Annotated in this window: 3 protein-coding genes; all 3 read left to right on the forward strand. The window is 63.8% G+C overall.

Going from position 1 to position 2585, the window contains the following annotated elements; translation table 11 throughout:
* Positions 1-333 (forward strand): AMP-binding enzyme (locus QOJ24_RS24840; RefSeq protein WP_526266021.1); only part of this gene is annotated, 333 nt, incomplete at its 5' end.
* 11 nt (positions 334-344) lie between these two features.
* Positions 345-1202, forward strand: a complete 858-nt coding sequence (locus QOJ24_RS24845; protein WP_526266022.1) for a mycofactocin-coupled SDR family oxidoreductase — start codon at positions 345-347, stop codon at positions 1200-1202.
* Positions 1203-1211: 9 nt separating this feature from the next.
* Positions 1212-2507 carry an FAS1-like dehydratase domain-containing protein gene (locus tag QOJ24_RS24850; protein ID WP_526266023.1) on the forward strand — a complete coding sequence of 432 codons (1296 nt, stop codon included), beginning with the start codon at positions 1212-1214 and terminating at the stop codon, positions 2505-2507.
* The last annotated feature ends 78 nt before the right edge of the window (positions 2508-2585 follow it).

Consider the following 2585-nt stretch of genomic DNA (forward strand, 5'->3'; position numbering starts at 1 on the left):
GATGACGTCATCGTGCGGGGTGGGTTCAAGATCGCCCCTGAGACTGTGGTACGGGCGCTGCGCACGCACGACGCGGTCGCCGACGCCGCGGTTGCAGGCCTGGCCGACGCTCGACTCGGTCAGATCCCTGTCGCCGCCGTCGAACTCAGAACCGCAAAGACCGCAACGGGCGATGAGCTGAGGGCGCACTGCAGGGCCTCGCTGACTCCGTACGAGGTACCGGCCCAGGTGTTTGTCGTCGACGAGCTTCCTCGTGGGGCGGCGCTCAAGATCGATCGCCGCGAACTCGTCGCGACGCTCGAGAAGCTGACTGCTGTAGCTCAATCCGACTGAAAGGTGGCGTCATGGGACGCGTTCAGGACAAAGTCGTTCTGGTGACCGGCGGGGCCCGCGGTCAGGGCCGCAGCCATGCGGTAAAACTGGCTGAAGAGGGTGCGGACATCATTCTCTTCGATATCTGCCACGACATCGAGAACAACGAGTATCCGTTGGCCACGCCCCACGATCTCGAAGAAGCCGGGCTCGAGGTCGAAAAGACCGGCAGGCGGGCATACACCGCGCAAGTCGATGTTCGGGACAAAGAGACACTGACTCGCGAACTGGCCAACGCCATCGCCGAATTCGGAGGACGGCTCGACGTCGTCGTGGCCAACGCGGGCATCTGTCCGCTCGGCGCCGATCTGCCGATCACGGCGTTCGCCGACGCGTTCGACGTCGACTTCATCGGAGTGGTCAACACCGTGCACGCCGCGTTGCCGTACCTCAAGAGCGGTGCGTCCGTCATCACGACAGGCTCCGTCGCGGGCATGATCGCCGCCACTCAGGCTGCGGGCGCCGGTGTCGGCCCGACGGGACACGGCGGCATGGGCTACAACCTCGCCAAGACTTTCGTCAATCAGTACACCAAGGCGCTGGCCCTGCAATTGGCACCGCTGTCCATCCGCGCCAACGCTATTCACCCGACGAACGTGAACACGCCGATGCTGCAGAGTGAGCCGATGTATCGCGTGTTCCGACCCGATCTGGAGAACCCCACCGCGGAGGACGCCGTGCTGACGTTCCCGTTGATGAATGCCATGCCGATCCCGTATATCGAACCCCAGGACGTCTCAAACATCGTGTGCTTTTTGGCGTCCGACGAGTCCCGCTACGTCACCGGCGTGCCATTCCTGGTTGACGCCGGCGCCATGTTGAAGTTCTAGGAGTCTTTGATGACCACTACCGAGGCGTCCGGCGCCGAGACCGCAGCAGTCGAGGGACGCATCACCGACGAGGACATCGAACGCGCGAAGGCGCAGATCGGTATCGCGGTCAACCAGCGCGACGAGGCATGGAACAAGCTGCCGAGCGCGGACGCCATCACGCATTTCGCCTTCGGCTGCGGCGACGACAACCCGTTGTTCCACGATCCCGAATACGGACCGCGAACTCGCTGGCACGGCCAGATCGCGCCGCCGACCTTCCCGATCACCACCGGCTTGGACCAGACCCCGAAGTTCACCGACCCGGAGCGCAAGAAGCTGTTCCGTGGCCTGTTCCGTGGCACCGGGAAGTACTACTCCGGCGTGAAATGGACGTGGTATCAACCTATTTACGCCGGACGGCCGGTGCTGCTGGAGACCTTCACCCTCGACGTCGTGGTGAAGGAGAGCGAGTTCTCCGGGGGACGGTCGGTCAAGGAGACCTACAGGTACCTGTACGTCGACGCCGACGGCAATCCGATCGCCACCCGTGACGAGTCCTACATCAACGCCGAACGGCAGGGCTCCAAGAAGTCCGGCAAGCTCGCAGGCATCGAACGCCAGCACTGGACCGAAGACGAGTTCGCCGAGGTCGAGGCCGCCTATGAGGCCGAGGAGCGCCGCGGCGCCGAACCGCGCTGGTGGGACGACGTGAACGTCGGCGACGAGCTACCGATGGTGATGAAGGGTCCGCTGACGGTGGTGGACATCATCAGCATGCACATGGGTTGGGGCTGGGGCGGTTACGGCGTCGGGCCGCTGAAGTTCGGCCATCAGTTGCGCAAGCGGATGCCAGCGTTCTACCAGCCCGACGAGTACGGGGTTCCCGACGTGGTGCAGCGACTGCACTGGGATCCCAATCGCGCTAAGGCACTGGGTATTCCGGCGCCGTACGACTACGGCCAGATGCGTGCGGCCTGGGTCAGCCACCTGCTGACCAACTGGATCGGTGATGACGGCTGGCTGGCCGAAATGGATCTGCAGATGCGCGGGTTCAACTATCACGGCGATGTCCACCGCTGCACCGGTGCGGTGACGGCGAAGGGTGGCAGTCCCGCCGAGGCACTGTCGCTCGAGGTATTCGCCACCAACCAGCGCGACGAGGCAACCACCAAGGGCACCGCCAAGGTTCTCTTGCCGTCGAAGGAGACGGGTGCGGTGGTTCTACCCGTGCCAGATGAGGATCTGAGAAGGCGTGGGGCACAGGTGGTCTCACGGATATCAGGCAAGGTCGGCGAGGAGATGCGCCGGATATATGGAGAGTGAGACAGATCGATGAAGCGACTGGTCCTAGAGGCCGACCACGAGGCATTCCGCGAGACGGTGCGGCAGTTCATCGAACAG

This window comes from Mycobacterium sp. (assembly GCF_032159775.1).
GTDB lineage: Bacteria > Actinomycetota > Actinomycetes > Mycobacteriales > Mycobacteriaceae > Mycobacterium.

Excerpts from the sequence above, each read along its gene's own strand:
- QOJ24_RS24845 (WP_526266022.1), top strand. The coding sequence starts at position 345 with ATGGGACGCGTTCAGGACAAAGTCGTTCTGGTGACCGGCGGGGCCCGC.
- QOJ24_RS24850 (WP_526266023.1), top strand. The coding sequence starts at position 1,212 with ATGACCACTACCGAGGCGTCCGGCGCCGAGACCGCAGCAGTCGAGGGA.